Source organism: Amycolatopsis sp. NBC_01286 (assembly GCF_035982555.1).
Taxonomy (GTDB): domain Bacteria; phylum Actinomycetota; class Actinomycetes; order Mycobacteriales; family Pseudonocardiaceae; genus Amycolatopsis.
Map to the genome: position 1 here is coordinate 6,130,164 of NZ_CP108428.1, position 24,888 is coordinate 6,155,051.

Genomic DNA, 24,888 nt, shown 5'->3' on the forward strand with positions numbered 1-24,888 from the left:
GAGACATTGCCGGAACGACGAGAGAGCGAGACCGATTTGACAACCCCGTCGAAGATAGCCTTGGTCACCGGTGCCAACCGCGGCATCGGGCTCGAGATCACGCGCCAGCTCGCCGGCAAGGGCGTCCGGGTGGTGCTCAGCGGTCGCGACCGCACGGCAGTCACGGAGGCTGCGGCGGGCCTGCGCAGTACCGGTCTGGACGTCGAAGGCCTCCAGCTCGACGTGACGGACTCGCGGAGCATCGCCACCGCCGCCGCGGAGCTGGACACCCGATACGGCCGGCTCGACATCCTGGTCAACAACGCGGCCGTCCGGATCGAGGAGTACGGCAAGCAGCCGTCGGAGCAGTCGCTGCCCGAATGGCGCGAAACGTTCGACACCAACGTGTTCGGCCTGGTCGAGGTGACCCTCGCGTTCTTGCCGATGATCCGCAGGTCGCCGGCGGGACGGATCGTCAACGTCTCGAGCCTGCTCGCTTCCCTCACCCTGCACAGCGATCCCGGCTCCTACACCTACAGCCCCACCTTCAAGTCGCTGCCGGCCTACAGCGCCACCAAGGGCGCGGTGAACTCGTGGACCGTGCACCTGGCCTACGAGCTGCGCGACACACCGATCAAGGTCAACTCGGCGCACCCCGGCTACACCAGGACCGGCATGAACGAGGGGGCGGGTGACCTCGAACCCCCGGCCGGTGCCGCCACCAGCGTCAGCCTGGCGTTGCTGGACGACCACGGTCCCACGGGCAGTTATGTGCACGCGGGCGAGGTTCTGCCGTGGTGACCTATCCGCGGGCCGCGAGCCCGGCTTCCCCGTCCCGCACCTCGAGCATGGGATTCGCGTCATGACCACCGTCGCCCTCGTGACCGACACCGTCAACCTCGCCATCGACTACGACATGCCACTCCTGCGGGAGGCCTGCACCACGATCGGGCTCACCACGGAGATATGCCAGTGGGAGGACGAGGAGGTCGACTGGTCCCGCTTCGACGCCGTTCTGCTGCGCTCGCCGTGGAACTACGTCGACCGGCTCTCCGAGTTCCTGGCCTGGTGTGAACGCGTCGACGCCTCGACGCTCCTGCTCAATCCACTGGCGGTCGCCCGGTGGGCGCTCGACAAGTCCTACCTGGCCGACCTCGCCGCCCTCGGCGTCCCCATCGTCCCGAGCAGGTTCGCCGGACCGAGCGAAGATCCCGCGTCCGTCGTGCGCGATTTCCTGGCCGAACACCCGGAGGCCACCGAGATCGTGGTCAAACCCGTTGTCGGGGCGTACTCGAGGGAGGTCCAGCGATTCACCCGGTCGATGGAGACCAAAGCCGCCGGCCACATGTCGCGGCTGTGCGAGGAAGGGGGGCAGGTCCTGCTGCAACCCTACTTCGGCTCGGTCGACAGCAACGGAGAAACCGACCTCGTCTACTTCGACAGGCGGTACAGCCACGCCATCCGCAAGAGCGCGATGCTGATGCCGGACGGAACGGTGAACGTGCCGACGCTCGAATTCCGCAAGGCGCGCGTCGCCGACGAGAGCGAACGCGTGGTTGCGTCGGCCGCACTCGATGCCGCCGCGTCGCACCTGGGACTCGACCGGCCCCTGCTCTACGGCCGCGTCGACCTGATACGCGATGACAACGGCAAGCCGGTGGTACTGGAGCTGGACATTTGCGAACCGTCGCTGAACCTGCCCTTCGGTGAGGGCAGCGCCCTGCGGTTCGCCGAGGTCCTGGCCGAACGCGTCGGTGGCTCTTCGTCGCGAGGCGTCAGATGACAAGGCGTCGAGGACAGGAGCAGCGCATGCGCGTTCTTGCTTTCCTGGACGGGACCGTGGCCGAACCCGACGATCCGTGCGTCCGGGCCACCGACCTGGGGCTGCTGCGCGGCGACGGGGTGTTCGAGACGGTGCTGGTCGAGAACGGGGAGCCGAGGGAGCTGGGGCTCCACCTGGACCGGCTGGTCCGGTCGGCGTGGATGCTCGACCTGCCGGAACCGAGCGAGACGGACTGGAAGCGCGCCGCCCGGCAGGTCATCGACAACTGGCGCGGCGACGGCGAATTCGCGATGAAGCTGATCTACACGAGGGGATCGGATGCCGGGCATGGCTCGGCGCCGACCGCCTTCGCGCTCGGTCTGGAGATCACTCCGAAGATGATGAGCGAGCGGAGCGAAGGTATCGCCGCGGTGACCCTGGAGCGCGGCATCGAGCCGGGGCTGGCCGTGCGCGCGCCGTGGCTGCTGCTGGGCGCGAAGACGCTGTCGTACGCGGTGAACATGGCCGCGTTGCGCGAGGCGGACCGGCGCGGGGCGTCGGATGTGATCTTCACCGCCACCGACGGTTCGGTGCTCGAAGGCCCGACCGTGTCCGTGGTGATGGTGCGCGGCCGGACCCTCTACACCCCGCCCCCCATTCTCGGCATCCTGCCCGGGACCACGCAGGCCGCGGTCTACCGTGGGGCCGAGCGCGCCGGGTTCACCGCCAAGATCGAGATGCTGTCCGTGGACGACCTGTACGCGGGCGACGGCGTTTTCGTCGCCTCTTCGGTGCGCAAGCTGACCAGGGTGCACACGCTCGACGGCAAGGTGCTGCCCGACGCGAGCGAACTCCACCGTGAGCTGAGCGCGGCCTACGAAGCCGGCTACGCCTGAGCTCGCCGTTCACCCCGGCTTCGGGCAACCCCGATAGGACGTCTCAGCACGAGGAGGCTCTGAGTTCATGACCGTCCCTGCCCGGACAGCACTCTCGCCACGGGCGACGCTGCTGCGCCCTGGATTGATCTTGGCCGGCGTTCTCCTGATCGCCACGAACCTGCGGGCGGCGATCACCAGCCTCGGTCCGGTTCTGGGCATCGTCCAAGACGACCAGGGACTCTCGTCGGTGGCCGCGTCGGTGCTGGTCAGCGTGCCCCTGATCGCGTTCGCCACGTTCTCGCCGATCGCCCCGAAGGTAGCCGCCAAGGTCGGACTGGAACACGCGCTCGGCGCCGCGCTGCTCCTGCTCGCCGTCGGCATCGTGCTGCGCTCCACGCCGCCCCAGCCCCTGCTGTGGGCCGGTACCGCGCTGCTCGGCGTCGCGATCGCGACGGTGAACGTGCTGTTGCCCGCACTCGTCAAACGCGACTTCCCGGCCCGCATCGGACCGGTCACCGGCGTCTACACCGCGGCCCAGTCCGGCGTCGCCGCGATCGCCGCCGGAATCGCGGTCCCGCTCGCGGGTCAGCAATCCGGTGGATGGCGCCTCTCGCTCGGTGTCTGGGCCGGGCTCGCGGTCCTGGCGCTCGGCGTCTTCGCCCCTCGGCTGCGCCGGTTCACCCGAATCGTCACGCCGTCGGCCGGCCCCGGCGCGAGCGGGACGCGCTCCCCGTGGAGGAGTGCGCTCGCGTGGCAGGTCACGCTCTTCATGGGCCTGCAGTCACTGGCGTTCTACGTCCTGTTGACGTGGCTGCCCTCCATCGAGCGAGTCGTCGGCATCAGCTCGGCGGCCGCGGGCTTCCACCAGCTCCTGTTCAACCTGTCCGGGCTGCTCGGCAGTCTGCTCTGTTCCGCGCTCGTCCACCGGCTTCCCGACCAGCGCCCGATCGCCATCGGGGGGTCGCTGCTCCTGATGGGGGCCCTGACCGGGCTTCTGCTCGCGCCGGGAATCGCCGTGATCTGGGCCGTCATCGCCGGCTTCTCCATCGGCATCACCCTGACCCTGGCACTGTCCCTGTTCGGGCTGCGGACACGGCACTACGCCGAAGCCGGGGCGCTGTCGGGCATGGCCCAGGCCGCCGGCTACACCCTCGCCGCACTCGGCCCGATCGCCATCGGCGCCGTCCACGACGCCACCGCGTCATGGACCCCGGCACTCGCCATTCTGGTCGCGCTCGTGGTGGTCCAGACGGTGTTCGGTGCCCTTGCCTCCCGCCCGAAAACGCTTTGACCCACCTCGATGAGCCCCAGACGTCTTGGACGGCACTCCGCAGCAGGTGCCGACCACAAGACGCGAAGCGGTCAGGAGTTCAGTTCTTCGAGGAAGGCGGCGACTTCGGTGGCGAGCCGCTCCGGGCGTTCCCGTGTGACGAAATGGCCCTCGTCCTCGAAGAGCACCGCCTTGGCCCAGGGCACGCTGCGTGCGGCCCGCAACGTGGACTCGGGGGAGATGACGCCGTCGCGCATGCCGGCGAGGATCAGCACGGGAACGTCGACGGTCCGCAGGATCGCGGCGATGGTCTCCTCCCGGATCGCCGCCCGTTCCGGGGTGTCCGTCGCACCGCCGAGGATGCGGAACTGCCGCTCGATGACGGCGGGTCGCGCCGGTTCTCCACCATCGCGCGGCGGCCCGGCGAGGAGGACCTGCTCGGTACCGACATGCCCGCGTCCAGCGCCATCACGCAGGAGCTGCTGGCTTGGAAGCCCACCCACCCCGGCCTGATCGAGGACATCGGGCAGGGCCACTACTTCACGTGATCACCTGCGACAGCAGGTGTTCGGCGATTCACCGGTGAGGTGGTCCCGGCAGCCGCGCGACCAGCCGGGCGCCCGTCGCGCTGTCCGCCGCGTGCAGTGAGCCTCCGTGACGGGCCGCGATGTCGCGGGCGAGGGTGAGGCCGAGGCCTGAGCCGCCGGCGTCGCGGGCGCGGGCGTCGTCCAGCCGGGCGAAGCGCTCGAAGACGCGCTCTCGGTCCTCGGGCGGGATGCCGGGGCCGTCGTCGAGCACCTCCAGGACGACTTGGTGCGTCATGGCGGGCCTCAGAAGTGGTAGACGTCGACGACGTGGTGGATGTAGTCGTTCTTCAGCACCACGGTCTTGCGGCGGATCAGCGGCGCCGGGCCGGAGAAGTCGAGGGTGTAGAACGACGTCCCGTAGTACGGGTCGACCGTCTTGTAGCGGAAGTACATGGTGTGCCAGTTGAACCGGACGTCCACGAGGTCGCCGCGGCGTTCGATCAGCTCGACGTTGGTGATGTTGTGGCTGGTCCGCGGCTCCGGGATGGACGTCGCGCTGGAGCGTTCGGTGCGGATGCGGAACACCCGGTCCTCCAGGCCGCCCTTGTCCGGGTAGTAGATCAGCGAGACCGACGTCTGCGGGTCCTCGGTGAGCAGGTCGTCGTCACCCCAGGACGGCATCCAGTAGACGACGTCGTCGGCGTAGCACTCCAGCCACTTCTCGAACTCGCGGTCGTCGAGGTAGCGGGCCTCGCGGTAGAGGAACTGCTCGACGTCCCGCTGGGTGATCGTGGTTTCGGCGGTGGTCATCGGGTTTCCCCTCGCTCGGCGGCGATCGCGGCCTGCATGGTTTCCCGCCAGTAGCCGTGCTGGACGGGGTAGAGGCCCTCGTCCTCGTTCTTCTTGCCGGCGGAGATGACGCCCTTCATGTCCAGGGCCTCGGCGACTTCGTCCGGTCCGGTCAGCCAGTGCTGGGCGCCGCGGCTCATGTCGTTCCAGGGTGCGGCGGTGGCGCGGAAGGTGAGCTGGCAGGACCGGAACTCCTCCAGGTCGTCCGGGGTGGCCATGCCGGAGGCGTTGAAGAAGTCCTCGTACTGCCGGATCCGCCACGCCCGCGCGTCGGCGCTCTCGCCCTTCGGCGCGATGCAGTAGATGGTGACCTCGGTCTTGTCCGGCGCGATCGGCCGGAAGTGCCGGATCTGCGTGGAGAACTGGTCCATCAGGTACACGTTCGGGTACAGGCAGAGGTTGCGGGAGCCGCGGACCATGAACTCGCCCTTGGCGTCGCCGAACTTCTCCTTCAGCTCGGCCATCCGGCTCCACAGTGGACGGTCCTGGGGGTTGCCCGCCCACGTCCACAGGCACAGGTGCCCGTTCGGGTAGGACCAGTAACCGCCGCCGGACTTGCCCCAGCTGCCCGCGTCCAGGGTCTTGGTGCTGTTCTTGGACTCGCCGGTGGCGCGGCGGGCGGTGGTGGCGGCGTAGTTCCAGAGGGTGGCGGTGACGTGGTAGCCGTCGGCGCCGTTCTCCGCCTGGACCTTCCAGTTGCCGTCGTAGGTGTAGCTCGACGCGCCGCGCAGCACTTCCAGGCCGTCCGGTGACTGGTCGACGAGCATGTCGATCACCTTGGTCGTGTCGCCGAGGTGTTCGGCCAGCGTCGTGACGTCCGGGTTGAGGCTGCCGAACAGGAAGCCGCGGTAGGACTCGAACCGCGCGACCCTGGTCATGTCGTGGGAGCCGTCGGTGTCGAACGAGTCCGGGTAGCCGGCGCCGTCGGGGTCCTTGACCTTGAGCAGCTTGCCGTCGTTGCGGAAGGTCCAGCCGTGGAACGGGCAGGTGAGCGTGGTGCGGTTGTCGGTCTTGCGGCGGCAGATCATCGCGCCGCGGTGGGCGCAGGCGTTGATCAGGCAGTGCAGCTCGCCGTGCTTGTCCCGGGTGATGACGACCGGCTGGCGGCCGATGTGGGTGGTGAAGTAGTCGCCGGGATTGGGCAGCTGGCTCTCGTGGGCGAGGTAGATCCAGTTGCCCTCGAAGATGTGCTTCAGCTCGAGTTCGAAGATCTCCTCGTCGGTGAAGATCCGCCGGTTGGCGCGGTAGACGCCCGCCTCGGGGTCCTCGACCACGGCGTCGTCGACGACGGCGGATGCGTGCTGCAGCAGCTCGGTCATGGGTCCTCCAGCGGCGCGGATCGGCCTCCGGCGACCGGTGCCGCCGTGGCATGACTTCGAACCATGACAGGCCGTGCCGCCGGTCACACCAGGCAAAACCCCAGTGCTGACTCAGGGTGTCATTGATAGATAGTGTTTATCAATCACGCGATATCAAGTCTTTGTCTTCGATGAGTGCGCTCCCTACGGTGGAGTGATCGGCGACGGAGGCACAGGAGGAGGTCCGCCATGGAACTACGGCACCTGCGCTACTTCACCGTCGTCGCCGAGACGTGCCACTTCGGCCGGGCGGCCGAACTGCTGCACGTCGCCCAGCCGGCCCTGTCGCACACCATCCGGCAGCTGGAGGACGAACTGGGCGTCACCCTCCTGGCCCGCACGACCCGGCAGGTCACCGTGACGCCGGCCGGCGAGTTCTTCCTCGCCGAGGCCCAGCGGGTGCTCGCGGCGGTCGGCAACGGCGTCCGCGGGGTCCGGCGCATCGGCGAGGGCAAGCTCGGCCTGGTCCGGGTCGGGTTCACCGGGACGGCCGCCTTCTCCCACCTCCCGCACCTGGCCCGGGCGCTCACGCAGCGCGTCCCGCAGGTGGAGCTGGAGGTCCGCGCCGACCTCCTCACCGCCGAGCAGTGCGAACACCTGCGGTCCGGCACCCTGGGCATCGGGGTGCTGCGGCCGCCGGTCACCGGGGCCGACATCGACTTCCGGGTGATCGAGGTCGAACCGCTGATCCTCGCCGTGCCCGCCGACCACCGGCTGGCCGTCGAGCCCGTCGTCGCGGTGGCGGACCTGCGTGCCGAGCCGTTCGTCACCTACACCGGGCGCAACTCGGTCGTGCACGAGGCCGTCCGGCGCAGCTGCCGGGACGCCGGGTTCACCCCGCGCGAGCAGCACGAAGCCCCCGGCACCGCGACGCTGCTCGCCCTGGTCGCCGGTGGCCTCGGCGTCGGGGTCGTGCCCGCTTCCGCGCGATCGCTCCCGCTGGCCGGTGTCGTGTTCCGCGACCTCGCCGGCGCGGCGACCGTCGAGCTGGCCCTGGCCTGGCACCGCGAGACCCGTTCCCCGCTCGTCAGCACCGTCCTCGCGGCCCTCGAGGACGTCTTCCCGTCCGCACGACCACCCGCTGAGGTCACCTGATGAAGATCACCCGGGTCGAGGCGATCCCGTTCGCCATCCCGTACCGCAAGCCGCTGCGGTTCGCCTCCGGCGAGGTGCACGCCGCCGAGCACGTCCTCGTGCGGGTGCACACCGACGACGGCGTCACCGGGATCGCCGAAGCACCGCCGCGGCCGTTCACCTACGGCGAGACGCAGGCCGGCGTCGTCGCCGTGATCGAGACGATCTTCGCGCCGCAGCTGGTCGGGCTGAGCCTGCTCGACCGCGAGGTCGCCCACGCCCGGCTCGGCCGCACCGTCGGCAACCCGGCCGCCAAGTCCGCGGTCGACATGGCGATGTGGGACGCGCTCGGGCGCACCCTCGACGTCTCGGTGACGGAGCTGCTCGGCGGCTACACCGACCGCATGCGCGTGTCGCACATGCTCGGGTTCGACGAGCCCGCCGCGATGGTCGCCGAGGCACAGCGGATGCGCGACACCCACGGCATCACCACCTTCAAGGTCAAGGTCGGCCGCCACCCGGTGGCCCTCGACACCGCCGTGGTGCGCGCCCTGCGTGAGGCCTTCGGCGACGGCGTCGACCTCTACGTCGACGGCAACCGCGGCTGGACGGCCGCCGAATCCGCCCGCGCCATGCGGGAGATGGCCGACCTCGGGCTGTTGTTCGCCGAAGAGCTCTGCCCCGCCGACGACGTCCTCGGCCGGCGGTGGCTGGTGCGGCAGCTCGACGTGCCGTTCATCGCCGACGAATCCGCCGTCACGCCCGCCGACGTCACCCGCGAGGTCCTCGGCGGCTCGGCCACCGCGATCAGCATCAAGACCGCGCGCACCGGCTTCACCCGTTCGCAGCGCACCCACCACCTCGCCGAGGGCCTCGGCCTCGAAGTCGTGATGGGCAACCAGATCGACGGCCAGCTCGGCTCCCTGTGCACGGTCGCGTTCGGCGCCGCTTACCCGCTGACGTCCCGGCGGCCCGGCGAGCTGTCCAACTTCCTCGACATGAGCGACGACCTGCTCACCGAACAGCTGTGCATCACCGACGGCGAACTCACCGTCCGCCCCGGCGCGGGTCTCGGGGCCGACGTCGATCCCGGAAAGCTCCGGCGTTATCGCCAGGACTGCTGACCCACCACGAATCAAGGAGGATTCATGACCGCCATCCACGAGACCGCCACGGCCGCCGGTTCGGGTTCCCACGCGACGGAACGGTTCAAGTCCGACAAGCTCGCCGGCGTCGCCGGGACACCGAAGGAGCGCGTCAGCCTGCTGGCCCGCGAGGTGCTCGAAGCCGTCCACGGCACCATCCGCCGCCACAAGGTGACCTACGCCGAGTACAACGCGCTCAAGTCGTGGCTCATCAGCGTCGGCGAGACCGGCGAGTGGCCGCTGTTCCTGGACGTGTGGGTCGAGCACGTCGTCGAAGACGTCGCCACCGAACACCGCGAAGGCAACAAGGGCACCATCGAAGGCCCGTACTACGTCCCGGACGCGCCCGAGCAGGGCGCCCGCGGGGCCGTCCCGATGCGCGCGGACGAGCCGGGCACGCCACTGACCTGGACCGGGCAGGTGACCTCGACCGACGGCGCGGTGCTGGCCGGCGCGAAGGTCGAGCTGTGGCACGCCGACGCGGACGGCTTCTACTCCCAGTTCGCCCCCGGCATCCCGGAGTGGAACCTGCGCGCGGCGTTCACCGCCGACGCCGACGGCAAGTTCGAGATCCGCACGGTCCGCCCGGCGCCGTACCAGATCCCCACCGACGGCGCGTGCGGCAACCTCATCTCCGCGGCGGGCTGGCACCCGTGGCGCCCGGCGCACCTGCACGTCAAGGTGTCGGCGCCGGGTCACGAACTGCTGACCGCCCAGCTCTACTTCCCGGGCGACGACCACAACGACGACGACATCGCCTCGGCGGTCAAGCCCGAGCTGATGCTGTCACCGCGCCCGGCCGCCGACGGCGAAACCATCGAGTACGGCTTCGTCCTGGACCCCGAGCGGTCCTGACCCGTCCCCTGTCCGTCCACTGTGGAGAGACCGATGCTCTATCACGTTCGCATGGACGTACGCCTTCCACCGGACCTGGACCCGGCGGAACGCACCGCCGTGCTGGCGCGCGAAAAGGAGTACAGCCAGCGGCTGCAGCGCGCGGGGAAGTGGCCACAGCTGTGGCGGATCGCGGGCGAGTACGCCAACTTCTCGATCCTCGACGTCACCGACCACGACGAGCTGCACACCCTGCTGTCCGGGCTGCCGCTGTTCCCGTACATGGACATCGAGGTCACCCCGCTGGCCAGGCACCCGTCGAAGATCGACAACGGGCCGGCCTGAACACAGCGGCCTTAGGGCTGCAGGGCAGCAGCACGGGCTAGGGCGACCACGCACCTCAGGCGTCTCGGATCGGGAACGCCCGGAGCGTGTCAGCCGCGGACGCGCTGGCGCAGGAAGAGCGCGGCTCGGTCGAGCGCTTCGCCGGCCTCGTCGAGCAGGCCGGTGAACGACTGGAACACGTGCGGGACCTTCGCGGTGATGTCGAGGATGACGTCGACTTCTGCGTCGGACGCGCGCAGGGCGAGCCGGCGGGCGTCGTCGAGGAGCATCTCGTTCGTGCCGACCTGTACCAGGATGGGCGGCAGACCGGTCAGGTCGGCGGTCACGGCCGGGCTGAGCAGCGGGTCGCGACGGTCCTGGTCCGCGACGTAGAAGCTGCTCATGCGGTCGAGACTCGCGCGGTCGAGCAGGGGATCCGCAGCCGCTTTGGTCACGATGCTTTCGCCGGTCCGGGTCGCGTCGAGGCCTGGTGAGAACGCGACGATCGCGGCCGGCATGGGGAGTCCGGCGTCGCGCGCAGCGAGTGCGCCCGTGATCGTCAGTCCGCCGCCGGCGGAGTCGCCGGCGAAGGCGATCGATCCGGGTGCGTGGCCTCGGTCGAGGAGTTCGCGGTAGGCCGTGACCACGTCCTGGACGTCCGCCGGGAACGGGTGCTCCGGCGCCAGCCGGTAGTCCAGGGAGAGGGCGGGGATCGCGGTTCTGACGACCAGGCCCGCGGTGAGGCCGAGCGCCGTGCGGGGCGAGCCGACGACGTGCGACCCGCCGTGCAGGTAGAGCAGGGTCCCGGAGCCGGGCGTGGTGTCCGGGCTGATGTGCAGCGCGGGGCGTCCGCCCAATGACGTCTCGCGCGTGTGGATGCCCTCCGGCACCGGCAGCGGGTCCATCAGCCTCACGAAGCTTTCGCGGAGCTCGGCGACGGACTGCTCGGCCCCGACACCGGCGCCGCGGAGCTGCGCGTCCAGGCGTTCACGCTGATCTGTGGACATCGTCCTGCCTTCCACTCCGGAGTTCCTGCCAGTACAGTATATGCCATGGCAGATAGTGCAGCGGCAGATCTGGTGGCCCTCGACACACTGTTCACCGACCTCGTCCGTGTGGAGACGCGGCTCTACAACGCGGTCACCGACCGCGTGAAGGCGGAGGCCGGTGTCGCGGGCGGGTACTTCGAGCTGCTGCGTCATGTCCGCGACCACCCGGACGCCCGCGTCGCGGATCTCGCCGCCGCCTTCGCGATCGGTGTCGGAACGACCAGCAAGATCGTCGACCGCCTGGAGAAGCAGGGCTGGCTGGAGCGTCGCCCGAATCCGGCCAACCGCCGCTCGTCCCTGCTCGCGCTGACCCCCGCGGGCGAATCGGTCGTGTCCCGGGCGGAGCCTGTCTGGCGGGCAGCGATCCGGGAAATCCTCGGCGAGGCCGTCACCGCTGATGAGCTGACAGCGCTTTCAGCAGCCCTCCACGCCGTGCGCTCGAACCTGGAACGACGTCAGCTGGGGCTCCCGGCCGGATGAGGTGGCACGGTTTCGACGTCCGCCGGGCCGGCGTCGAAGACCAGTGAGAGCAACGGAACGCTGGCGCGGCTACGCCTGCGGGTGCAGGACGATCCGTCCGAAGGGGCGGGTCTCGGCGAGCGCGTGATAGGCGGCTTGCACCGCGGCGAGCGGGTAGGCGGCGGCGATGGGCACGGCCAGTTCCCCCGAGGCGGCGAGATCGGCGAGATTCCGCAGACCTGAACTGCCACCGGCGTTGACCGTGCCGAGGGCTTTGACCCCTTTTTCCTTGGCGGCCTGGTAATCGACCACGGTGTTGATGCGCTGCCGGGACACCCCGAGCGCGAGAGCGAGGTCGACGTACCCTGACCCGAACGCGTCGATGAAGGCGTCGATCGGACGACCCTCGGCCGCCTTGTGGATCTGCTCGGTCACGTCGGCGCCGTAGGACACCGGGCGCACACCGAGTTCCCGCAGCCGATCCGCGTTGCCCGGCCCCGCGATGCCGATCACCGTCGCACCATTTCGCCGGGCAAGTTGCGCGGCCGTGAGGCCGACCCCGCCGGACGCGCCGGCTATGACGACGACGTCGCCCTCGCGGGGCTCGACGGCCTGGACGGCGGCCAGGCCGGCCATCGGTGTGACGTAAAGGGAACCGGCCACGTCCCACGAGAGCACGGCCGGTTTCGGGACCAGCTGCTCGACGGGGACGGCGGCGAATTCGGCGTGCGCCGACCAGTCCTGCGACCAGCCGAGCACCTCGTCGCCGATCTTGACGTCGTGCACGTCCGCGCCGACGGCGGTGACCGTGCCGGCCAGGTCGCGGATCGGTACGTAGGTCGCTCCGCGCAGCGCGGACAGGGTGCCGGGGTTGATGCACGACGCTTGGATCCGCACCACCGCATGACCCGGGGTGGCTTCGGGGACGGGAACCTCGTCGATCCACAACTGCTCGATGCCGTCGAATCGATCGTAACGGACGATGCGCATGGCCGGTCCTTTCGGGACGTCGGAGGTGCCGTTCACCGGCGCCGGATGAGCGGCAGCAGGATGTCGTCGACGAGGTGGTCGAGGAAGACGCCGTCGCAAGGTCTTCCGGCCACGACGAGCCGGTGGACGATGATGGCGGAGGCGATCTCCGCGAACAGTTCCGCCGCCCGCGGGGCCAGTTCTTCGCCGTGTTCGAGCGCGCCGCGGAAGGACTCTCCGGCCATCGCGGCCTCGTCGCGGTGCAGGATGCGCCGCATCCCCGCGGCCAGGTCCGGATCGCTGCGCATCCCGGCGAAGAGCGCGCCGAGCAGGCCGACTTCCTGTTCGGCGATCTCGCTCGCGAGCCAGGTCACCATGGCGGCCAAGCCGTCGCGAAGGTTGTCCGAGCTGACCTCGGGCGGTGTGGCGCCCGCCCGGTGCTCGACGGCTGCGACCACCAGCGCCGCCTTGTTCGGGTAGCGGCGGTAGATCGTCGCCTTGGAGACCCCGGCTTCGGCCGCGACCGCTTCGATCGACATCTGCTCGTACCCGGAGGCGGTCAGCATCCGCAGCGTCGCGTCGAGGATCGCCACGTCACGGCCGGCGTCACGCGGCCTGCCTCGGACCGGTGGGGGGTTCACCGGGCTGTCGCCTCCTGACTTTCAATACGGTACCGGTTCGTATTGAAAATCTACGGGCGAAGCTCGATCCTGTCAAACCGGACAGCCTGAATGCGAGCCGAGTCGGACGGTCGCGAGAAGCGAAGGTCTACAGCTTCTTGAGCCGCTTCCGGTTGGCTGTCAGGACTTCGTCCGACAGGTCCGGCGCGGCGTCGGCGATGGCGCGGGAGAGGGTCAGCGCGCCGACCATCTGGCTGAACAGCGCCACGGCGCGCTCGCGGGCCTCGGCGGGGGTGAGTTCGGTGCCGGACTGGCGGGCGCGTTCGAGCAGCATCTCGGTGATGGCGGCGAAGTAGCCGTCGAGCCCGCGCCGGTACTCGGCCTGGGCGGCGGCGCCGTGGCGGCCGGCGTCGGTGACGAGGGCGGCCGAGGCGCAGCCGGCCTCGGGGTGGTCGCGGTGCTCGGCGCTGACGTACCCGTCGACCATGTCGTGCAGGGCCGCGCGCGCCGAGCGGGGATGGGCGTCGCGGATGGCGTCGAGCGCTTCGAGTGAGTCGGTGAAGCCCTGGTGGAGGACTTCGAGGGCGAGGTCGTCCTTCGAGGTGAAGTGGTTGTAGAACCCGCCGTGCGTCATGCCGGCTGACTTCATCAGTTCCTCGATGCCGATGCCGTCGATGCCGCGCAGCCGGAACCCCTCGCCGGCCGCGTTGACGATCTTCTCGCGGTTGAGCTGCTTCTGCTCCTGCGTGATGCGAGGCACGTCGACCACCTTCCCCGGCGGCCACACCGCCTCTTCCGATGATACTCATCATCAAATCGAGCGTCCACAGCGAAGCCTGGCTTGACAATTAATGATGACGATGGCAATCATAGTTATTGATGGCGGACGTCATCAAAGTCTGGAAGGGGTGGTCATGAACTTCGGCACCATCGGGGCCGGGACGGTCGCGCAGGCCATCGCCGGTCACCTCGTGGCGGCCGGCCACAAAGTGACCCTCGGCAACAGCCGCGGCCCGGACACGCTGCTCGACGTCGTGACCCGGCTGGGCCCGCTCGCGAGCGCGGGCACGGCCGCCGAGGCGGCCGCCGCCGACATGGTCTTCCTCACGGTGATGTGGCCGCAGGTCGGCGACGCGCTGGCCGGGCTGCCCGCGTGGGACGGCCGCATCCTGGTCGACACCACCAACACCTTCGCCGACGTCGAGGTCGGGACGGCAAGCGAGTTCGTCGCGGACCGGGCGCCGGGCGCGCGCGTGGTCAAGGCGTTCAACACCCTCTACGCGCCGTACATCGCCGCCGGTCCCCGGCACGCGGAAGGGCGGCAGCTGCTGTTCTACGCCGGTGACGACGAGGCCGCCAAAGCGGACTTCCGCGAAGTCGCCGACGGACTCGGCTTCGCCCCGGTCGACGCCGGATCGCTGCGCGAGGGTGGCCGGCTGATGCAGATCGGCGGCCCGCTCTCGGCACTGCACGCGTTGAAGCAGGACTGAAGCCGTGAAGGCACTGGCCTACGAGAAAGCGCACGCACTCGACGCGTTCGCCATCAACCTGGTCGAGGTCGCCGAACCCCGGCTACGCGACGGCGACCTGCTGGTCGAGGTCCACGCGATCGGCGTCAACCCGGGTGAAGCCGCGATCCGGCAGACGCGCAGCGCCGAGCCCGGCGGCCGGGTCATCCTCGGCTGGGAGTTTGCCGGGGTCGTCGTCGCGGCCGGGCCCAAGGCCACCGGGTTCGCGGTCGGGGACCGGGTGCTGGGCGCCGGCGACATCACCCGCGACGGCAGCTGGGCCGAGCGCGTCGCGGTCGACCACCGGGTGGTCGCCCGGATCCCGGACGGGCTCGCGTTCACCGACGCCGCGTCGCTGCCCATCGGCGTCCTCACGGCCTGGGAATCGCTGTTCCGCGACCAGGACGCGCTGCCCGCCGGTGTCGGCCGGGTGCTCGTCATCGGCGGGGCCGGCGGCGTCGGGTCGATGGCCACGCAACTGCTCAAGGCCACGACACCGGCGTTCGTGATCGGTACGGCTTCGCGGCCCGAGTCGCAGGCGTGGGCGACGGCGATGGGCGCCGACCTGGTCGTCGACCACCGCGGCGACCTGGCCGGACAGCTCCGCGCGGCGGGGATCGACCACGTCGACCTGGTGTTCTCGACCTCGGGCACCAGCGGTCACCTCGAGGCGATCGCCGAGGTGCTGCGGCCCTTCGGCCACCTGGCCGCCATCGACTTGACCGGCCCCTTCGACCTGGGGGCCTTCACGGGCAAGTCCTTGTCGCTGCACAGCGAGATGGTGTTCAGCAAGATCGTGGCCGACGGCGACGTCGCCAGTCAGGGCCGGATCCTCGCCCGGGCGGCGGCCGACGTCGTGGCGGGCCGGCTGCGTCCGATCGTCACCACCACGCTCGAGGGCCTGACCGCCGACAACATGAAGACGGCGCACACGCTCGCCGAGAGCGGCCGGACCGTCGGGAAGACCGTGATCCAGATCGCCGGCTGACGCGTGAAAACCACCCTCGATGAAAGGAAGTCCCTGACGTGACCAAGGATCTGCTCGACGGTGAGTACGTCCCCAGCACCAACCCGATGACCCGCGACCAGGTCGAGCTTTACGAGCGCACCGACGGCCGCGAAGGCGCGACGATGGAAGGCGGCCCGGTGGTCGTGGTGACCATGCGCGGCGCCCGTTCGGGCAAGCTGCGCAAGGTCGCGCTGATGCGCATCGAGCGTGACGGCGTCTACGCCGTCGGCGCGTCGGCCGGCGGCCAGGCCCGCAACCCGAGCTGGTTCCACAACCTCGTCACGCACCCGACGGTCCAGCTGCAGGACGGTCCCGACCGCCGGCTGATGACCGCCCGGGTGGCCGAAGGCGCGGAGCGGGAGAGCTGGCTGACCTACGTCGACGAGCTTTACCCGTTCTTCGCCGGCCATCGCACCCGAGCCGTCGAGGCCGGCAACCGCGAGGTCCCGCTGATCCTGCTGGAACCCACCGAGAGCTGACCCGGACACCGGCATCAGCCGGACCTGACGTGCGTTGCGGTGAGGTCCCGGATCGTGACCACGCTCGGGTGCCAGGGCCGGGTGGCCGGGCCGGTGAGCACAAGCCGGCGTTCCAGGTGGGGCCGGAGCGGAATGTGGGTGAGGGTGCCGGAGAGCATACTCGCGGCCAGGGACGGCAGGATCGCGACGCCGAGGCCGGCCTCCACCATGGACAGCAACGTCATCAGCTCGCGGATGCGCCGGGCGGGCCGGTAGGGCAGGCCCGCCAGCGCGTGCAGGCGCTCGATCGGGGGTCCGAACCCGGATGTCGTGACCAGCAACGGGTCTTCCAGCAGTTCGGCCAGCTCGACGGCCTCCTCGCCGGCCAGCGGGTGGTCGCTGCGGACCACGGCTTCGTAGGCGTCGGTCGCCACGTGCAGCGCGCCGCGGGGGAGCGGGTCCGGGTCGATGAGGAACGCCGCGTCGACGGTCCCGCTTTCCAGCCACTGGCCGATCTCGTCGTCGACGGCCTCGAAGACGGTGACTTCGAGGTGCGGCAGGTGGTCGTGCCACAGCCGCAGCAGCTCCGGGAGCAGCCCGCGGGCGACGGTCGGGGGCACGGACAGGCTGATCGACGCGGCCGCGGCGGCGCTGGTGTGCGCCGCGGCGGCCGCGTCGAAGGCCCGGGCCGCGGACAGCGTGGCGCGCGCGTGCGGGAGCAGCACTTCACCCAGCGGGGTGGGCCGCACCGGGGTGGCTCGCCGGACCAGCTCGCCGCGCACCGCCGCTTCGAGCGACGCGAGCGAGTGCGACACCGACGACTGGCTCAGGCCCAGCGCGGCGGCGGCCGCGCCGAAGCCCTCGTGGTCGGCGACGGCCACGAACACGGCCAGCTGGCGCAGGGTCACACTCATCGAGTCCACCGATCGAGAGATGAACGTCATCGATTTGCTTCATCTTAGGCTCGTGGAGATGCTGGAAGTGCGCCCCGCCCCGGCTTTGAGGAGACCCCGTGGTGAACCAGCTCAAGACCGACGTCGAGCACGTCCTGGACAACCCGGTGTACTCGGCCCTGTCCGGCCCGGCGCAGGCGGAACTCGCCGAGCGGCGCGGACGCGTCCTGCGCTACCGGACGGACGTGTCGCCCTTCCTCGGCCTCCCGGCCGACGCGACCGAGCGGGACTGGGCCGACGCCGCCCGCCTCGTGGGTCACGGCTCGGCCGCGTACGTCCACCATTCCGGGCCGGTGCCCGCGACCTGGACCGTCGCCGACCGGTTCGACGTCGTGCAGTTGACCGCGCCGCCGGCGTTGACGGGCGCCCCGGACGCCCGGGCGGTCCGTCTCGGCGCGGCGGACGTCCCGGAGATGCTGGACCTCGCCGGCCGCACGAAGCCGGGTCCGTTCCTGCCGCGGACCATCGAAATGGGAACATACTTGGGAATCCGCCGCGACGGCGTGCTCGCCGCGATGGCGGGGGAGCGCATGCGGCCCGCCGGCTGGGTGGAGATCAGTGCCGTGTGCACGGCTCCGGACCATCGGGGCCAGGGGCTGGGCAGCAGCCTCGTGCGGGCGCTGATCGCCGGTATCGCCGGCCGGGAAGAGCGGGCCTTCCTGCACGTGGCGGCCACCAACACGAACGCGATCAGGTTGTACGAGACGCTGGGGTTCGCGGTCCGGCGCGAACTCTTCATGACGGTCCTGCGCCCGAGGTAGCGGCCGCGCCGCCGCAAGCGTCCGTGTCGTCAGGCTGATGCCGTGACCACGCGGCCGAGGTCCCAGGCCGACGTCACCGTCCGCGGCGCCGCCGGATCATCTCGGAGCGGGCAGTGCGTCCTCATGGTTCAGCGGGTCCCAGGGCGGTGGTCGCGACGAAGCCGTCGGGACGAGGCTCCTTCAGCTCGATGAACACCGAGTGCGTCGGGGTGTCACCCACGTTCTCGCCTGAATGTTCCTGTTCGTCGAGCCAGCGGACGGCGCCTGCCGGCAGATCGACGCCGACTTCCCGGCCGCCGGCGTGGATCCGGCGCCGGAACGGGCTGAGGGTGACCATCACGCTGTCCGGGTGCCGGTGTGGTGCGGTCCGGTCGCCTGGCCCGTCGAGGTACTCGAGCACCCGGACGCGTTCGTTTTCGAAGGCGACTCGATACAGCTCGGGGTTCGTTTCCATGGGGTCGTCGGCCATGACTGCCTCCTTGTGGCACTGGAGTACCATGATGGCATGGCGGGACCATATGAGTCCACCGGCCGCCGGCGGCAGAAGGGCCGGACCCGGGCCGCGCTGGTGGCGGCCGCGCACGAGTTGCTCGCGGCGGGGGAGTCGCCGGCCGTCGAGGACGCTGCCGCGATCGCGGGTATCTCGCGGACCACGGCGTACCGCTACTTCCCGAACCAGCGCGCTCTGTTGCTCGCCGCTTATCCGGAAATCGAGGACGGCGTCGGGTTGCTGCCGGTCGACGCGCCGGCTGACGCGGACGCGCGCCTGGAGCTGGTCATGCGGTCGTTCCTGGATTTCGTGGTGCGCTGGGAGCCGCAACTTCGGGCGCAGCTGCGGTTGTCCTTGGAGCCGGGGGCGACGCAGCCGGTCTTGCGTGGCGGCCGGGCGATCCGCTGGATCGAGGAGGCGCTGGCGCCGCTGGCCGAGACCCATCCGCACGTCGACATCCGCGAAACCGCCGTCGCGATCCGATCCGCGACCGGCATCGAGTCGCTGGTGTGGCTCACCGACATCGGCGGGCTCGACCGCGCACGCGCCGCCGAGGTGCTGGCCGGTTCCGCGCGGGCGATCCTTCGAGCGGCCCTCGAGCCCACGGACTGAACGGCGTGACGTCCTCGGCGCTGCCTGGGGAGCGTTGCTACGGCCCGCGTTCGTGAGCTGCTGTGTCGACGAGCTGTCGACCGATTGTCGACCGCCTGCTTGATAGTGCCGACGTATGAATGAGCTGAAAGCAGCGTCGAGAAATGGTCCGGCCACCGCCGGAATGCGAAACACGCACCGGTCCGGCCGCCTGCTCGTCCGGGATGAGCCGCCAGCGGGCCCCGCAGCCGGGATGGGCGACCTGCTCCGCGCGGCCCGTGCCGGGGATTCCGCGGCATGGGAAGAGATCGTGCGCAGTTACGGCGGCCTCCTGTGGGCCACCGCGCGTTCCTTCCGGCTGCAACCCGCCGACGCCGGCGACGCGGTGCAACTGACCTGGCTGAGGTTGATCGAGAACTGCGTCCGCATCGACAACCCCGAACGCCTGGGCGGCTGGCTGAAGACCACGGCACACCGGGAATGCCTGCGGATCTCCCGCCGGGACACCCACCTGGCGCACGGCGCCGAAGGAGCAGGCGATTCCGCCGATCCGGCCGACGACCTGGAAGAGCGGGTGATCGACGCCGTCACCGCTCAGGAGATCCGCGCGCTCGTGAAGGAACTGCCGCCGCGCTGGCGGACCTTGCTCCACGCGTTGTACACCGACGCCCCGCGGACGTACTCGGAAATCACCGACACCCTCGGCATCCCCATCGGCAGCATCGGCCCGACGCGCACGCGTGCCCTCAAGCAGCTCCGGTGCATGATCGAGGAACGCGGGCTCGACCTGGCCACCGTCTCCTAATGGACGATGCTCCGGTCGTCCGCGGGCCGGCTCGCTTCCCGTTCGAGCTTGAGCCGACGCAGCAGCGGCCCGGTCATGACCGTCGTCACCAGCGTCATCACCACGAACGCCGCGAACAGGTCCGGGCCGATGATGCCCAGTGACAACCCCGCGGAGACCATCACGAGCTCCGTCAGGCCCCGGCAGTTGACCATGACGCCGAGGCCCGCGGACTCCCGCCAGCTCAGCCTGGTCAGCCGGGCGACCAGCGTCGTCGCCCCCAGCTTGCCGGCGACGGCCACGACGATCAGCAGCCCGCACATCAGGAAGTCCCGTGGGCTCCGCAAGAACGTGAGCTGCAGGCTGAAGCCGATCACCGCGAAGAACAGCGGAAGAACGAACGTGACTCCGCGTTCGACGGTGCGGCCGAGGTGCTGTGCGGTGACGTTGTCGCGCGGCATGGCCAGGCCGACCAGGAACGCCCCGAAGATCACGTGAACGCCGATCCAGTCGGTGATGTAGGCACCGGACACGGCGCAGAGCAGGACGACTGACGTCGAGCATCGGCGCAACGCTGTGTTCGTCCCGGCCAGCGCCAGTAAGTGCCGCAGAGCCGGGCGAACCACGAGCAAGGTCGCCGCCGCGAAGGCGATGAGCAGCCCGGCGGTCGGGATGGCGGTGGCCGCCGAATCACCGCGGGCCATCGCGACCACGACCACCAGCAGGCACCACGAGACGGCGTCGCCCGAACCCGCGGTCGCGAGGCCGAGCGTGCCGATCCTCGTCTTGATCAGATCGCGTTCGGCGAGGATCCGGACGAGTACGGGGAACGCCGTGACACTCAGCGAGGTGCCGATGAACAACACGAACGGCAGGAGGCCCACCCCGGCCGGGCGGTACGCCCCGGCCAGCCCGGCGCCGAGCAGCAGCCCGCAGACGAGCGGCACGCCCACCATGCCGATCCCCAGCGTGGCCACCTGGCGACCCGACCCGCGCAGCAGCCCTACGGGAAGATCGGCGCCGAGCAGGAACACGAAGCAGATGATCGCCAGCTGGGCGACCAGGCCGAGGTGCGGTATCAAGTCCGCCGGGAACAACGCGCGCTGCACCTCCGGCGCGATCTGGCCGAGCAGCGCGGGGCCGAGGAAGATCCCCGCCGCCATCTCGCCGATGACACGGGGCTGACGGCCGCGGGCCGCGACCCAGCCACCCAGGCGCCCGGCCACGACGATCACCGCGATCGCGACCAGGAAACCGACGACGCGGAACCAGCCGCCGTCCCCGAGCTTTCCGAGTTTCCCGATCTCGGGAACGGCGTGCGTCATGCCGACGGTGATCAGCGTCGAGATCACGGCGACGGCCGCGAGAGTACGGCGGGATTCGGGTGCCTTCATGGCTTGTTCGGCTCCTGGGTGGGTGAACGCGTGTGTGTCCACCGATCGCCGATCCGGCTGAGCGGCCACGGTGCGGTGACACCGGCCGGTCAACCGGATCGGCCGGCGGCTACTTCAACGACCGGTAGTCCTGCCCGGCGAAGATCGGGCTGTCGGAAAGGCGCGCGCCACTTTCGTCGGCGACCTCCAGGTGGAAGGCCGTCGGCCCGGCGTAGGAGAAGTGCTTTCTGGGCACCTCCAGGTCGTGCGCCCGGTTCTTGTCGTAGGTGCTGTCATCGCAGAAGAAGCGCATGACGAACGCCATCCGGGTGTCGAGCGGGCCGTCTTCCAGCAGGACACTCCGGTGGATGACGTCCTTGTCGAAGATCAGCGCGTCGCCGATCTCGAAGTCGTCTTCCACCGAGAAGTAGTCCAGAAGCCGCTTCATCGCCGGATCGTTCAGCGGGCCGTCCCGGAGCTGGACGAACTCCTCGAGCGTGATGTCGTCCTTGGCGTCGACGTGCTCCTTCAGCAGGCGGAACGACGCGGGATCCACGGCGGAGTACATGAAGTCGCCGGAGATCACGTTCTTGGGGACGTAGGCCATCCCGCCCCGCTGGCCGCTCGGGTCGATCGGCGCCAGCGGCGCCCAGATGGTGCAGCCGTAGTCGTCCGCGTGCTGGTAGCCGAAGCTCTGCGTGCCGATGTGCCAGGGGAAACCCTTGTCCTTCAGCTTCCGCAACTCGAACGAGAGCGCCTGCGCGAAGAACATGCCGCGCCCGGTCAGGCGGTTCATCGCGGCCCTGAAGGTTTCGTCGGTCAGCAGGGAGACGAGCTGCTCGTCCCCGTCGTACATGTCGAACGCCAGCCTGTTGAACCCGCTCTGGTACTTGTCGGTCGGGCGCGCCAGGATGTTTCCCATGGTGTGCCGCAGGTAATCCGTGAAGTCTTCGCCGTAGAACCCCCTCAACACGGTGAAGCCCCGGTCCCTGAATTCCCGGACCTGGTTCTCGTCCAGCTGAAATCGGTTGTCGAGCACTCTGCGTCTCCCATCGCGAGGCCTGTCCAACGCACTCATCACCATCAAGAGGATTTCGGCCGCCTCACCTGATACACGGCGCCGTGTATCAGCGGAGGCACCCGGCGTCCTCTTCAAGAGCGGCGACGGGATTCGGTCCGGCCATCGAGGGGAGACGGGACGTATGAGCATCTTGATCCTGCACACGGCGAACGCCAGCCGGCGCCGGCATCTCGGCCGTGCGGCGGAATACGCGAAGCGGCACGGTGAACGGCTGATCCTGATCGTGGAGAACCCCACGTGGGAGCGGGAGTTCGCCGACCGGGTGGTCGCCGCCGACACGTCGGACATCGCGAAGACCGTTGCCGCCGCACGTGCGCTCGTCGAAGACGAACCGGAACCGGTCCGCGGCGTGGTGACGTTCGTGGAGCACAGCGTGCCGGCCGCGGCCGCGGTGGCCGCGGACCTCGGGTTGCCGTTCATCGGCGAGCGAACCGCGCGGGTCGCGCGGGACAAGTACGCGATGCGCCAGGCGTTCGCGGCCGGGGACGTGCCCCAGCCGGCGTTCGGTCTGGCCGGCACCGTCGACGAAGCCGTCGCGACGGCCCGGCGCATCGGCTTCCCGCTGGTCATGAAGCCGTTGATCGGTGGCGGGAGCATGTACGTGCGCCGGGTCGACGACCTCGTGGAACTGGCCGAACACTTCGAACCGATCAGACGGGGTGCGTGGGACGCCTTCCGTTACGACCCGCTCCACGAGTCCGCGCTGGCGCGGTACCGGGGCTCGATCATGCTGGAGGCGTACCTGCCCGGCAGCGAGGTGAGCGTCGAATCCCTCGTCGTCGGCGGCGAAACGCACGTGGTGGCCATCCACGACAAGCCGCTTCCGATGAACGGGCCGTACTTCGAAGAGGTTTACTACACCACGCCGAGCCGGCTTCCGGCCGAGGTCCAGGCCCGGATCCGGGAGATCACCGCCGCCGCGCACCGGGCCGTGGGCATCCGCACGGGCGCCACGCACACCGAATTCCGCATCCGGGACGGCGCGGACCCGATGATCCTGGAGACCGCCGCCCGGCTGGGCGGCGGCCCGGTCTACCAGTCGCTGTTGTCGAGCACCGGGGTGGACATGGTGGCGGGCCTGCTGGACCTGGCGTTGGGCAGACAGCCCGATCTCACCTCGAAACCGGAGCCGGAACCGACCGGCTTCTACCTGTTCTTCGCGGAGAAGGCCGGGCGGATCAAGAACATCCACGGTGTGGAGCAGGTGAACGCCGATCCGGACGTGCGGGAGCTCACCTTGTACCGCGCCGTCGGCGACGACGTCGAAGTCCCGCCGGACGCCGGGCAGGCCCACGGGCACGTCGTCTTCACCGCGGACACCGTGTCCGGCCTCGGCGATGTGTTCGACCGGCTCGTCAAGACCTTGCGGCTCGAGATCGGATAACCCCCTGACCTCGGACGGCCCCGGCGATCCCGTGGGCCGTCCGAGCCCGCGTCCGGAAGGGCGGTCCACGCGCGTGCGTTCGACGAAGCGCTTCATCGGCGTCACCAGGATCGCGACCAGCCTGGGGTACTACCTCACGATCCCGTTGCTGGGCGTGGTCGCGCTCCGGGCGGGCGCGATGAGCCCGATCGAGGTGGGCACGCTGGTGGCCGTGCACGCGGTCTTCCGGCGCGGCCTCGCCCTGCCGGTCGGCGTGCTCTGCGACCGGCGTGGCGCCGAGCGCGTACTGGTGCTCGGGCTGGTGGCGGAGGCCGCCGGCTACGCGCTGCTGGCGTCGTCGATCACCTTCCCGATCTGGCTCGCGGCCCTGGTCATCGACGGCGCCGGCGGGGCCGCGTACAACTCCGCCGGCCGCGTCGTGCTGGCGCGGGTGGCCAAGGACGACGGCAGCAGCGCGCGGTCCTTCGCCGGCTTCTACGTCGCGACGCAGGTCGGCGCGCTGGCCGGACCCCTCGCCGGCGCTTTGGTCAGCGCCGGCGGGGCACCTCGCCTGGTACTCGTGTTGTCCGCGGTCGTCTACCTCGGCGCGGCGGCCGGAGCCCTTCTCCGATACCGCAAAGTGGAACGAACCCCGCCCGCCCGCCGTCAGGGCAGCTTGCGGACGGCGTTCGCCGAACCACTGCGCCACAAGCTTTTCGTGGGGCACTGCGTGCTGACGGTCCCGATGTGGTTCGGTGTTTCCCTGTTCGTCTCGGCGGTGCCGCTGGAGGCCGAACACCGCGGGCTGCAGTACGTCGACGTGGGGTTGATCAACTCGATGAACGCTCTGGTGGTCGTCGCGCTCGGCCACGCGGCGGGCCGGCTGACCGAAGGCTGGGCGATGTCCCGGCGGTGGGTCCTGCTCGGCGGCGGGTCCCTGGTGATGGCGGCCGGCTGCCTGCTCTGCCTGCCGGCGGGCACACCCTGGTTCTACGCCGGGATGCTGGTGGTCACGGTGGGCGAGCTCGCCTTGATCGTGGCGGCCGACGTCGTCGCGTCCGAGCTGGCTCCGAACGGGGCGACCGGCGTTTACCTGGGCTACACGACCATGTCCTGGGGCCTCGGCGCGGTACTGGCGGGCCTGCTGTCCGGCTTCCTGCTGGACGGCTCGAGCACCGGCCGCCTCTGGTTCTGGCCCGCCGCGGCGGCGTTGCTGCTGGCCGGCGCGACGGGGCTCGTCACCGTCGGCCGCCGGCAGGCCCGGCGTCCGACGGTGATCGCCGCCACGGCTTGAGTGAGCGGATCGCGCCGAGGACTGCTGGAGGGCCGCGGGTCGGGCTTCGTTGATGAGAGTGAGCCGCTGTCCGCCTCCTGTGGGAGGAGGTTGGCGCCGTAGTCGTTGACGTCTCACCTCTCGGCG

The 24,888-nt window shown here is 70.1% G+C and carries 29 protein-coding genes; 17 read left to right on the forward strand and 12 right to left on the reverse strand.

Annotation, left to right across the window (positions count from 1 at the left end):
* Nucleotides 1–60 precede the first annotated feature (60 nt).
* The 4 genes from OG570_RS29250 (at nt 61) to OG570_RS29265 (ending at nt 3,910) form a co-directional block, all read left to right on the forward strand.
* Nucleotides 61–780 carry an SDR family oxidoreductase gene (locus OG570_RS29250; RefSeq protein ID WP_326950803.1) on the forward strand — a complete coding sequence of 240 codons (720 nt, stop codon included), beginning with the start codon at nt 61–63 and terminating at the stop codon, nt 778–780.
* Nucleotides 781–859: 79 nt separating this feature from the next.
* The gene (locus tag OG570_RS29255) at nt 860–1,762 is read left to right on the forward strand and encodes an ATP-grasp domain-containing protein (protein ID WP_326952354.1); all 903 of its coding nucleotides are present in this window, start codon (nt 860–862) and stop codon (nt 1,760–1,762) included.
* A 26-nt stretch (nt 1,763–1,788) separates the two neighbouring features.
* Nucleotides 1,789–2,637, forward strand: a complete 849-nt coding sequence (locus OG570_RS29260; protein ID WP_326952355.1) for an aminodeoxychorismate lyase — start codon at nt 1,789–1,791, stop codon at nt 2,635–2,637.
* Nucleotides 2,638–2,704: 67 nt separating this feature from the next.
* Nucleotides 2,705–3,910 (forward strand): MFS transporter, encoded by a 1,206-nt coding sequence (locus OG570_RS29265; protein WP_326950800.1) that lies wholly within the window; start codon nt 2,705–2,707, stop codon nt 3,908–3,910.
* A gap of 71 nt (nt 3,911–3,981) precedes the next feature.
* On the opposite strand, the gene OG570_RS29270 is transcribed toward OG570_RS29265, so the two are convergent.
* From OG570_RS29270 to benA, 4 genes are read right to left on the reverse strand one after another with little or no spacing between them, the layout of a single operon-like run.
* The gene (locus OG570_RS29270; RefSeq protein WP_326952356.1) at nt 3,982–4,425 is read right to left on the reverse strand and encodes an alpha/beta fold hydrolase; all 444 of its coding nucleotides are present in this window, start codon (nt 4,423–4,425) and stop codon (nt 3,982–3,984) included.
* A gap of 40 nt (nt 4,426–4,465) precedes the next feature.
* Nucleotides 4,466–4,711: an ATP-binding protein gene (locus OG570_RS29275; RefSeq protein ID WP_442788196.1), complete on the reverse strand. Its 246-nt coding sequence runs from the start codon at nt 4,709–4,711 to the stop codon at nt 4,466–4,468.
* 8 nt (nt 4,712–4,719) lie between these two features.
* Complete coding sequence (benB, locus tag OG570_RS29280) at nt 4,720–5,226, reverse strand: benzoate 1,2-dioxygenase small subunit (RefSeq protein ID WP_326950798.1); 507 nt, start codon at nt 5,224–5,226, stop codon at nt 4,720–4,722.
* Nucleotides 5,223–6,584 (reverse strand): benzoate 1,2-dioxygenase large subunit, encoded by a 1,362-nt coding sequence (gene benA, locus OG570_RS29285; RefSeq protein ID WP_326952357.1) that lies wholly within the window; start codon nt 6,582–6,584, stop codon nt 5,223–5,225. Before benA ends, benB begins: the two co-directional genes overlap by 4 nt.
* Before the next feature lie 228 nt (nt 6,585–6,812).
* On the opposite strand from benA, the gene OG570_RS29290 reads away from it, so the two are divergent.
* From OG570_RS29290 to catC, 4 genes are read left to right on the forward strand one after another with little or no spacing between them, the layout of a single operon-like run.
* Nucleotides 6,813–7,718, forward strand: a complete 906-nt coding sequence (locus OG570_RS29290; RefSeq protein WP_326952358.1) for a LysR substrate-binding domain-containing protein — start codon at nt 6,813–6,815, stop codon at nt 7,716–7,718.
* On the forward strand, nt 7,718–8,821 hold the full coding sequence (locus OG570_RS29295) for a mandelate racemase/muconate lactonizing enzyme family protein (RefSeq protein WP_326952359.1): 1,104 nt from the start codon (nt 7,718–7,720) through the stop codon (nt 8,819–8,821). Before OG570_RS29290 ends, OG570_RS29295 begins: the two co-directional genes overlap by 1 nt.
* A 24-nt stretch (nt 8,822–8,845) precedes the next feature.
* Entirely contained in the window at nt 8,846–9,697 is an 852-nt protein-coding gene (gene catA / locus OG570_RS29300) for a catechol 1,2-dioxygenase (RefSeq protein ID WP_326952360.1), read from the forward strand.
* Between the two features lie 33 nt (nt 9,698–9,730).
* Nucleotides 9,731–10,021: a muconolactone Delta-isomerase gene (catC, locus tag OG570_RS29305; protein ID WP_326950793.1), complete on the forward strand. Its 291-nt coding sequence runs from the start codon at nt 9,731–9,733 to the stop codon at nt 10,019–10,021.
* 89 nt (nt 10,022–10,110) lie between these two features.
* Here the strand turns inward: catC and OG570_RS29310 are convergent, their stop codons facing one another.
* Nucleotides 10,111–11,007 carry an alpha/beta hydrolase gene (locus OG570_RS29310; protein ID WP_326952361.1) on the reverse strand — a complete coding sequence of 299 codons (897 nt, stop codon included), beginning with the start codon at nt 11,005–11,007 and terminating at the stop codon, nt 10,111–10,113.
* Between the two features lie 45 nt (nt 11,008–11,052).
* Between OG570_RS29310 and OG570_RS29315 the strand changes: the two genes are divergently transcribed.
* The gene (locus tag OG570_RS29315) at nt 11,053–11,529 is read left to right on the forward strand and encodes a MarR family winged helix-turn-helix transcriptional regulator (protein WP_326952362.1); all 477 of its coding nucleotides are present in this window, start codon (nt 11,053–11,055) and stop codon (nt 11,527–11,529) included.
* Between the two features lie 69 nt (nt 11,530–11,598).
* On the opposite strand, the gene OG570_RS29320 is transcribed toward OG570_RS29315, so the two are convergent.
* The 3 genes from OG570_RS29320 to OG570_RS29330 form a co-directional block, all read right to left on the reverse strand.
* Nucleotides 11,599–12,498: an NADP-dependent oxidoreductase gene (locus tag OG570_RS29320; RefSeq protein WP_326952363.1), complete on the reverse strand. Its 900-nt coding sequence runs from the start codon at nt 12,496–12,498 to the stop codon at nt 11,599–11,601.
* A gap of 32 nt (nt 12,499–12,530) precedes the next feature.
* Nucleotides 12,531–13,118 carry a TetR/AcrR family transcriptional regulator gene (locus tag OG570_RS29325; RefSeq protein ID WP_326952364.1) on the reverse strand — a complete coding sequence of 196 codons (588 nt, stop codon included), beginning with the start codon at nt 13,116–13,118 and terminating at the stop codon, nt 12,531–12,533.
* Nucleotides 13,119–13,245: 127 nt separating this feature from the next.
* Nucleotides 13,246–13,857 (reverse strand): TetR/AcrR family transcriptional regulator, encoded by a 612-nt coding sequence (locus tag OG570_RS29330; RefSeq protein ID WP_326952365.1) that lies wholly within the window; start codon nt 13,855–13,857, stop codon nt 13,246–13,248.
* A 154-nt stretch (nt 13,858–14,011) separates the two neighbouring features.
* Between OG570_RS29330 and OG570_RS29335 the strand changes: the two genes are divergently transcribed.
* From OG570_RS29335 to OG570_RS29345, 3 genes are read left to right on the forward strand one after another with little or no spacing between them, the layout of a single operon-like run.
* The gene (locus OG570_RS29335; RefSeq protein ID WP_326952366.1) at nt 14,012–14,587 is read left to right on the forward strand and encodes an NADPH-dependent F420 reductase; all 576 of its coding nucleotides are present in this window, start codon (nt 14,012–14,014) and stop codon (nt 14,585–14,587) included.
* A gap of 4 nt (nt 14,588–14,591) precedes the next feature.
* A complete protein-coding gene (locus OG570_RS29340) occupies nt 14,592–15,593 on the forward strand; it encodes a zinc-binding alcohol dehydrogenase family protein (protein WP_326952367.1) in 1,002 nt (333 codons plus the stop codon).
* Between the two features lie 38 nt (nt 15,594–15,631).
* Nucleotides 15,632–16,093 carry a nitroreductase/quinone reductase family protein gene (locus OG570_RS29345; RefSeq protein ID WP_326952368.1) on the forward strand — a complete coding sequence of 154 codons (462 nt, stop codon included), beginning with the start codon at nt 15,632–15,634 and terminating at the stop codon, nt 16,091–16,093.
* A 14-nt stretch (nt 16,094–16,107) separates the two neighbouring features.
* On the opposite strand, the gene OG570_RS29350 is transcribed toward OG570_RS29345, so the two are convergent.
* The gene (locus OG570_RS29350; RefSeq protein WP_326952369.1) at nt 16,108–16,986 is read right to left on the reverse strand and encodes a LysR family transcriptional regulator; all 879 of its coding nucleotides are present in this window, start codon (nt 16,984–16,986) and stop codon (nt 16,108–16,110) included.
* Between the two features lie 98 nt (nt 16,987–17,084).
* On the opposite strand from OG570_RS29350, the gene OG570_RS29355 reads away from it, so the two are divergent.
* A complete protein-coding gene (locus OG570_RS29355) occupies nt 17,085–17,786 on the forward strand; it encodes a GNAT family N-acetyltransferase (protein WP_326952370.1) in 702 nt (233 codons plus the stop codon).
* A gap of 121 nt (nt 17,787–17,907) precedes the next feature.
* Here the strand turns inward: OG570_RS29355 and OG570_RS29360 are convergent, their stop codons facing one another.
* A complete protein-coding gene (locus OG570_RS29360) occupies nt 17,908–18,255 on the reverse strand; it encodes a cytoplasmic protein (protein WP_326952371.1) in 348 nt (115 codons plus the stop codon).
* A gap of 36 nt (nt 18,256–18,291) precedes the next feature.
* Between OG570_RS29360 and OG570_RS29365 the strand changes: the two genes are divergently transcribed.
* Complete coding sequence (locus tag OG570_RS29365) at nt 18,292–18,888, forward strand: TetR/AcrR family transcriptional regulator (RefSeq protein ID WP_326952372.1); 597 nt, start codon at nt 18,292–18,294, stop codon at nt 18,886–18,888.
* Nucleotides 18,889–19,003: 115 nt separating this feature from the next.
* Nucleotides 19,004–19,672 (forward strand): RNA polymerase sigma factor, encoded by a 669-nt coding sequence (locus tag OG570_RS29370; protein WP_326952373.1) that lies wholly within the window; start codon nt 19,004–19,006, stop codon nt 19,670–19,672.
* Here OG570_RS29370 and OG570_RS29375 read toward each other — a convergent pair.
* Both OG570_RS29375 and OG570_RS29380 read right to left on the reverse strand, forming a co-directional pair.
* Nucleotides 19,669–21,045 carry a cation:proton antiporter gene (locus OG570_RS29375; protein WP_326952374.1) on the reverse strand — a complete coding sequence of 459 codons (1,377 nt, stop codon included), beginning with the start codon at nt 21,043–21,045 and terminating at the stop codon, nt 19,669–19,671. The genes OG570_RS29370 and OG570_RS29375 overlap by 4 nt on opposite strands.
* A gap of 109 nt (nt 21,046–21,154) precedes the next feature.
* A complete protein-coding gene (locus tag OG570_RS29380) occupies nt 21,155–21,946 on the reverse strand; it encodes a hypothetical protein (protein WP_326950773.1) in 792 nt (263 codons plus the stop codon).
* A gap of 280 nt (nt 21,947–22,226) precedes the next feature.
* On the opposite strand from OG570_RS29380, the gene OG570_RS29385 reads away from it, so the two are divergent.
* The gene (locus OG570_RS29385; protein WP_326952375.1) at nt 22,227–23,489 is read left to right on the forward strand and encodes an ATP-grasp domain-containing protein; all 1,263 of its coding nucleotides are present in this window, start codon (nt 22,227–22,229) and stop codon (nt 23,487–23,489) included.
* Between the two features lie 73 nt (nt 23,490–23,562).
* Nucleotides 23,563–24,762 carry an MFS transporter gene (locus tag OG570_RS29390; RefSeq protein WP_326952376.1) on the forward strand — a complete coding sequence of 400 codons (1,200 nt, stop codon included), beginning with the start codon at nt 23,563–23,565 and terminating at the stop codon, nt 24,760–24,762.
* Nucleotides 24,763–24,888 lie beyond the last annotated feature (126 nt).